The organism is Streptomyces sp. SID12501, from assembly GCF_010550245.1.
GTDB lineage: Bacteria > Actinomycetota > Actinomycetes > Streptomycetales > Streptomycetaceae > Streptomyces.
Genome location: NZ_JAAGLU010000299.1, coordinates 1 through 585 on the forward strand (window position 1 = coordinate 1; position 585 = coordinate 585).

Sequence of the window (585 nt, forward strand, 5' to 3'; positions counted from 1 at the left end):
GACCCCGGTCAGACGCTGACGCGCGACCCCGTCGAGGCCGACAACCTGGTCCTGATGGGCACCTCGGTCACCTCCGGCACCGCCACAGGGGTCGTCGTCGCCACCGGCGCCGACACCTGGTTCGGTTCGATGGCCGGCTCCCTCGTCGGCGAACGCCCGCAGACCAACTTCGACACCGGGGTGCGCAAGGTCAGCTTCCTGCTGATCCGCTTCATGCTGGTCATGGTCCCCGTGGTCTTCATGATCAACGGCTTCACCAAGGGCGACTGGGACGAGGCGTTCCTCTTCGGCATCGCCGTCGCGGTGGGCCTGACCCCCGAGATGCTGCCGATGGTCGTCTCCGCCAACCTGGCGCGCGGCGCGGTCGCCATGTCCCGGCGCAAGGTGGTCGTCAAGCGGCTCAACGCGATCCAGAACCTGGGCGCGATGGACGTGCTGTGCACGGACAAGACCGGCACCCTCACCGAGGACCGGATCGTCCTGGACCGCTACCTCGACGTGCACGGCGACGAGGACGGCGAGGTCCTGGAGTACGGCTACCTCAACGCGCACTTCCAGACGGGCCTGAGGAACCTCATGGACCGG

1 protein-coding gene is annotated in these 585 nt (G+C 68.0%); it reads left to right on the forward strand.

Going from position 1 to position 585, the window contains the following annotated elements; genetic code table 11:
• Window positions 1-585: HAD-IC family P-type ATPase (locus tag G3I71_RS45855; RefSeq protein ID WP_164324873.1), on the forward strand; the 585-nt coding region annotated here is incomplete at both ends.